This window comes from Stutzerimonas sp. (assembly GCF_982611455.1).
In genome coordinates this window covers 257396-263489 of the sequence record NZ_CEXBBO010000001.1, presented here as the reverse complement: position 1 = coordinate 263489, position 6094 = coordinate 257396, and the positions used below count along the sequence as shown (strand labels likewise).

6 protein-coding genes are annotated in these 6094 nt (G+C 55.3%); 3 read left to right on the top strand and 3 right to left on the bottom strand.

What is annotated here, in order from left to right; translation table 11 throughout:
* Nucleotides 1–58: 58 nt before the first annotated feature.
* Nucleotides 59–1258 carry a tyrosine--tRNA ligase gene (gene tyrS / locus AC2LD7_RS01250; RefSeq protein WP_484596036.1) on the bottom strand — a complete coding sequence of 400 codons (1200 nt, stop codon included), beginning with the start codon at nucleotides 1256–1258 and terminating at the stop codon, nucleotides 59–61.
* 173 nt (nucleotides 1259–1431) lie between these two features.
* Between tyrS and AC2LD7_RS01245 the strand changes: the two genes are divergently transcribed.
* The gene (locus AC2LD7_RS01245) at nucleotides 1432–2829 is read left to right on the top strand and encodes a peptidoglycan DD-metalloendopeptidase family protein (RefSeq protein ID WP_484596035.1); all 1398 of its coding nucleotides are present in this window, start codon (nucleotides 1432–1434) and stop codon (nucleotides 2827–2829) included.
* A 2-nt stretch (nucleotides 2830–2831) separates the two neighbouring features.
* Complete coding sequence (locus tag AC2LD7_RS01240) at nucleotides 2832–3923, top strand: anhydro-N-acetylmuramic acid kinase (RefSeq protein WP_484596034.1); 1092 nt, start codon at nucleotides 2832–2834, stop codon at nucleotides 3921–3923.
* A 73-nt stretch (nucleotides 3924–3996) separates the two neighbouring features.
* Here AC2LD7_RS01240 and erpA read toward each other — a convergent pair whose 3' ends face one another.
* Entirely contained in the window at nucleotides 3997–4347 is a 351-nt protein-coding gene (gene erpA, locus AC2LD7_RS01235) for an iron-sulfur cluster insertion protein ErpA (protein WP_484596033.1), read from the bottom strand.
* A 145-nt stretch (nucleotides 4348–4492) separates the two neighbouring features.
* Nucleotides 4493–5527, bottom strand: coding sequence for an N-acetyl-gamma-glutamyl-phosphate reductase (gene argC, locus AC2LD7_RS01230; RefSeq protein ID WP_484596032.1), 1035 nt, complete (start codon nucleotides 5525–5527; stop codon nucleotides 4493–4495).
* A 134-nt stretch (nucleotides 5528–5661) separates the two neighbouring features.
* Between argC and hemJ the strand changes: the two genes are divergently transcribed.
* The gene (gene hemJ, locus AC2LD7_RS01225; RefSeq protein WP_484596031.1) at nucleotides 5662–6090 is read left to right on the top strand and encodes a protoporphyrinogen oxidase HemJ; all 429 of its coding nucleotides are present in this window, start codon (nucleotides 5662–5664) and stop codon (nucleotides 6088–6090) included.
* Nucleotides 6091–6094 lie beyond the last annotated feature (4 nt).

The following is a 6094-nucleotide window of genomic DNA, read 5'->3' as shown; positions in this document are numbered from 1 at the left end:
CGGAGAAGGTGCGCATTATAGGCACTCAGAACATCACGTCAACGGTTGTTTTGCACTTTTACTCCGCTTTAAGCGAAACACGCCCGAAAGCCTTCTTCCCTGCCTGACAGACATGGGCGCCACCAAGCTTGAAGATAAAAGCGCGATCAACAACCTCGCCATCCACACGAACACCACCCGAGGCGAGCAGATCGCGCGCCACCGCCGCATTTTTAACCAGACCCGCCCGGTTTAGCACCGAGGCGATGGGCATGTCTTCATGGGAGCGCAACTCAATCTCCGGAATATCCTCGGGTAGTTCGCCCTCCTTCATTCTATTACCTGCAGAGCGATGAGCTGTCGCCGCGGCTTCGTCGCCATGGAAGCGAGCAACGACTTCTTCGGCGAGCTTGATCTTAATGTCGCGTGGATTCGCGCCACGCCCCACGTCCGCCTGAAACTCTTCGATTTCAGCCATATCGCGAAAACTCAACAGCTCGAAGTAGCGCCACATCAGTGCATCCGGGATGGATACCAGCTTGCTGTACATGATGCCCGGAGCTTCCTGAATCCCAACGTAGTTGCCAAGCGACTTGGACATCTTCTTCACACCGTCCAACCCCTCCAGAAGAGGCATAGTGACAATGCATTGGGACTCTTGCCCATAAGAACGCTGCAGTTCACGCCCCATCAGGAGGTTGAATTTCTGATCCGTACCGCCGAGCTCCACGTCCGCCCGCAGCGCAACGGAGTCATAACCCTGAACTAGCGGATAAAGAAATTCGTGAATCGCTATAGGCTGATTGGTCGAGTAGCGTTTATTGAAATCATCTCGCTCCAGCATACGCGCTACGGTGTACTGCGAGGCGAGGCGAATAAAATCTGACGGGGTCAGCTGATCCATCCAGGACGAGTTGAAGGCGACCTCAGTCTTGGCCGGATCAAGGATCTTGAACACCTGGTTCTTATAGGTTTCTGCGTTTTCCAAGACCTGCTCGCGCGTCAAAGGAGGGCGTGTTGCGCTCTTGCCGCTCGGGTCACCGATCATCCCGGTGAAGTCTCCTATAAGGAAGACCACCTGGTGCCCCAGATCCTGGAACTGACGCAGCTTATTAATAAGCACAGTGTGTCCGAGATGAAGGTCCGGGGCCGTTGGGTCGAAACCGGCCTTGATTCGAAGTGGAAGGTCACGATTGAGCTTGTTAACCAGCTCCGCCTCGACGAGCACCTCATCAGCGCCCCGCTTGATCACCGATAACTGCTCTTGAACCGACTTCATTGGAGGCCCCACACCGAAAATTAGGGCGTCAACATTACAAGATCACCTGAAAAATACAATCTCAGCAGATGTGCTCTGGTAGGCACCGCTGCCTATCCAAGGGTTGCCTCAACAGCGCTTTGGTTATATTTTAGGCAGATATTTTCTCTGTACAAAAAATCGCCAGACATCTAATGACCTATTCAAAATCGAAAGCACCGTATTACCCGAAAAGCCATCTCCTGGCTGCAAGCGGGGTAGCTGCGCTTCTGAGCCTGGCACTTCTGGTGTTCCCATCGCGAGAAGTCGAAGCGAAGAAAACATTTCTCGACCTTCGACTCGATACCTCCGCAGAGCTCGCGTCCATGAACGCCGAGCCGCTTGAAAATGCCAGGCCAAATACTCCGTTCGTTCAAATTCCAAACACAGAGCAGCACGATCTCGATCTCAGCGAAGCTCCACCACTAGGTGAAACAGTCGAAGTAGATCCTCTATTTAAAGAGGTGGTCGTCGCCAATGGAGATACCCTATCGACTGTATTTGCCAAGGTCGGCCTACCGCAGTCCACCGTTCATGATGTTCTGGCGAGTAGTAGAGAGGCAAAACAGTTGGTCCGTCTCAAGATTGGCCAGCGTCTCGAGTTCGAAATGGACGAGCAAGGAGGCTTGGTTCGGCTGCGCAGCCCGATAAACAAGCTTGAAACTCTTCAGCTGGAAAAAATCGAAAGTGGCTACACCTTCAAGAAAGAGCATCTCATGCCAGAGGTGACCACAGCCTACGCACAGGGACGCATTGACAGTAGCTTGTTCCTCGCGGCAAAGCGCGCAGGGCTCAGCCATAATCTGACAATGGATCTGGCCAACGTATTCGGTTACGACATCGATTTCGCCATGGACATCCGCAAAGGGGACTCTTTCGAGGTCATCTATGAGGAAAAGAGCATTGCTGGCGAACGGGTAGGAACAGGAAATATCCTCGCCGCCCGCTTTACCAATCGAGGCAAGAGCTACACCGCCGTTCGCTATACAAATAAGCAAGGTAATAGCAGCTACTACACGGCCGACGGCAACAGTATGCGCAAAGCGTTTATTCGCACACCAGTTGATTTCGCCCGCATCAGTTCCCGCTTCTCCAACGGTCGAAAACACCCAATTCTGAATAAAATTCGCGCGCACAAGGGAGTGGACTACGCAGCTCCACGCGGCACACCTATCAAGAGCGCGGGCGACGGAAAGGTATTGCTTGCAGGACGCAAAGGCGGATACGGAAATACTGTGGTGATTCAGCACGGCAACCGCTACCGCACCCTTTATGCACATATGCGGGGTTTCGCCAAAGGTGTGCGTAGCGGCTCAACGGTCAAGCAGGGGCAGATTATTGGCTACATCGGTACGACCGGCCTTTCGACCGGCCCCCATCTGCACTATGAGTTCCAAGTTGACGGGGTGCATGTTGACCCTCTCGGATTGAAGCTTCCCATGGCTGATCCGATTGCGAAGAACGAAAAGCAACGCTTCCTACAGCTGAGCCAACCGCTGATGGCGCGCATGGATGAAGAGCGCGCCACCATGCTGGCGATGCAGAAGCAATAGCAGTGCCGCTCTACGTCGGGGTTATGTCGGGCACCAGCCTAGACGGCTTGGATTTCGCACTGATAGAGCAAAATGACCAGACGACGCTACTCGGCACGCATTACGAACCGATGCCGCCACAACTAAAGCAGAGCCTGCTCGATCTTTGCTCCCCCGGTCATGACGAACTGGCCCAGGCGGCGCTCGCCGAACAGACCTGGGCTCAACTGGCAAGTGCCGGGATACACAAGCTGCTCGGGAAACTTCAAACCGACGCTACAGCTGTTCGGGCGATAGGCAGTCATGGTCAGACGGTACGACACGAACCGCAACTCGGCTTTACTATCCAGATCGGCCATCCAGCGCTATTAGCCGAGCTCACTAACATAAGCGTCGTCGCTGACTTCCGTCGTCGCGACGTGGCAGCTGGCGGACAGGGCGCCCCATTGGTACCGGCGTTCCATGAGGCGGTGTTCGGCGATGCGAAGCGCGTCAGAGCGGTGCTGAACATCGGCGGTTTCAGTAATCTCAGCCTACTCGATCCTGGCAAAGCCACCCGTGGCTTCGACTGCGGCCCGGGCAACGTACTGCTGGATGGATGGATTCAACGCCACCAAGGCCTCTCGTACGACCGAAACGGCGATTGGGCATCCAGCGGTCGCGTGAATACCCAGCTTCTTGACGCGCTGCTAAGCGACAAATTTTTTGCTGTTCACGGACCGAAAAGTACCGGACGAGAGCTATTCAATCTGCCTTGGCTGGATGCTCATCTCTCCTCCTTCCCCAACGTAGCCGCCGAAGATGTCCAAGCTACGCTGCTGGAGCTGACTGCACGGAGCATCTGTGACTCGCTGCTCGTCAACCAACCGGAAACGCAGGACGTGCTGGTTTGCGGTGGCGGCGCGCATAACATTGCATTAATGCGAAGATTGGATGCCCTGCTTCCGTGGTGCGAGGTAACCAGCACCTCAAATTTTGGCGTAGCGCCCGACTGGATCGAAGCTATGGCCTTCGCCTGGCTCGCACATTGCTGCATCGAAGGAATCGCCGCCAACCGCCCGAACGTCACTGGCGCGCGCGGACTACGCGTTCTAGGTGCGATCTATCCAGCCTGACGGTCGGGCTTTCCGGTCACGAACAAAAACACCGTGCTAGGCTAGGCACGGTGTCCTTAATGAATCGCGAGCATTAAATGGAAAAGGACTGTCCGCAGCCGCAGGTGGTCGTGGCATTCGGATTCTTGATTACGAACCGAGAACCTTCCAGACCTTCCTGATAGTCGACTTCAGCGCCAGCCAGATACTGGTAGCTCATCGGGTCGACTACAAGACTCACACCCTCACGCTCAATAATGGTGTCATCTTCAGCCAAGTCCTCATCGAAGGTGAAGCCGTACTGGAAACCAGAGCAACCACCGCCCGTGACAAAGACACGCAACTTGAGTCGCGGGTTACCCTCCTCATCGACCAGATTCTTCACCTTGCTCGCGGCACCCTGACTGAACTGGATGGCTGTGGGCGTGAAGGATTCGACACTCATTTGGTTCTCCTGGCGCAGGAGCGCCCATTACTGCATTGACGTAGCATTATCGACTTCTCCTACGAAATTGGTCAACTATTCATCAGCGACCGATTGCAACGAGGCAAGTATGTCCGCTCCCGATCAAGAGCCGAGCACCGTTCGATCAAGGCAGTAACGCCGCGTTACTTAAACCGAGCCGTTCATCGAGGCCGAAAACGATATTCATGTTCTGCAACGCCTGGCCGGACGCTCCTTTGACCAGGTTGTCTATAACCGAAAGCACCACTACAAGATCGCCGCCTTGTGGACGATGTACAGCGATGCGGCACATATTGGCACCACGCACACTGCGGGTTTCTGGATGGCTCCCTGCAGGCATCACGTCGACGAATGGCTCGTCGGCATAACGCCGCTCATAAAGCGCCTGCAGATCGACGGCAGTGTCCGCCACCGTTGCATAGAGCGTGGCATGAATGCCGCGGATCATCGGGGTTAGATGCGGAACAAAGGTCAACCCCACCTCTCCCCCAGCCGCACGACGCAGACCCTGTGTAATTTCAGGCAGATGGCGATGACCTTTGACCGCATAGGCCATCATGCTCTCGCCAGCCTCGGTGAATAGCGAGCCGATCTTCGCCGCACGACCAGCACCACTGACACCCGACTTGCAATCGGCGATCAGGCGCGACGCGTCAGCCAAGCCGTTTTCCAGTAATGGTAAGTAGCCGAGCTGGGTGGCGGTCGGATAACAACCAGGAACGGCTATCAAGCGTGCACCCTTGATCTGCTCACGATTGACCTCCGGCAGGCCATAAACGGCTTCTGGCAGCAAACCGGGAGCGCCATGTGGCTGACCGTACCATTTGGCCCACTCGTTCGAATCTTGCAGACGGAAATCTGCAGAAAGGTCAATGACCTTGGTGCCCGCGTCCAGCAGCTCTGCTGCAAGCGCGTGAGCGACGCCGTGTGGGGTCGCGAAAAAAACCACATCGCAGGCGCCGAGCGTAGCGGTGTCCGGCATGCTGAAAGCCAGCCCATCATAGTGACCGCGCAGGTTCGGATACATATCCGTCACCTTGACGCCATTTTCGGAGCGAGAGGTGATCACGGCCACTTCGGCCTGGGGATGCTGTGCCAGCAGCCGCAGCAGCTCGACCCCGGTGTAGCCTGTGCCGCCAACGATTCCGACCTTGACCATGAGCTGCCTCTTGCAGTGGAACGATAAAGAACACCGATGATAAAGGTGCCTGCGCCCAGGGCCAACCACTGAGGTGACGCACGGAGCTTCAAGCCACTACTATCAACCCAACTCTGAACCAAGGAATCCGCTGAATGCTTTATCTATGGCTGAAAGCTCTGCACATCGTTGCGATCGTTTGCTGGTTCGCCGGGCTGTTCTATTTGCCGAGATTATTCGTTTATCACTCGATGAGCGAAGACCAGGCAAGCCTTGATCGATTTCAAGTGATGGAGCGCAAGCTCTATCGCGGAATCATGATGCCCTCGATGGTCGCCACGCTTATCTTCGGAGTAAGCATGATCATCCTGAATCCTGTGTTGTTCAGCACTGGAGGTTGGCTCCACGCCAAGCTCGCGCTAGTGGTGCTGCTGATCGGCTATCACCATATGTGCGGTGCGCAGCTGAAGCGTTTTGCACGTAACGAGAACACCCGCAGCCATATCTTTTACAGGTGGTTCAATGAACTCCCGGTGCTGCTGCTTCTGGCTATCGTTATCCTGGTGGTGATCAAACCGTTCTGAAAAT

What these genes read in the sequence shown, in the direction of transcription:
- argC (WP_484596032.1), bottom strand. Translation starts at nt 5,527, where the DNA reads ATGGTCAAGGTCGGAATCGTTGGCGGCACAGGCTACACCGGGGTCGAG.
- AC2LD7_RS01245 (WP_484596035.1), top strand. Translation starts at nt 1,432, where the DNA reads ATGACCTATTCAAAATCGAAAGCACCGTATTACCCGAAAAGCCATCTC.
- hemJ (WP_484596031.1), top strand. Translation starts at nt 5,662, where the DNA reads ATGCTTTATCTATGGCTGAAAGCTCTGCACATCGTTGCGATCGTTTGC.
- erpA (WP_484596033.1), bottom strand. Translation starts at nt 4,347, where the DNA reads ATGAGTGTCGAATCCTTCACGCCCACAGCCATCCAGTTCAGTCAGGGT.
- tyrS (WP_484596036.1), bottom strand. Translation starts at nt 1,258, where the DNA reads ATGAAGTCGGTTCAAGAGCAGTTATCGGTGATCAAGCGGGGCGCTGAT.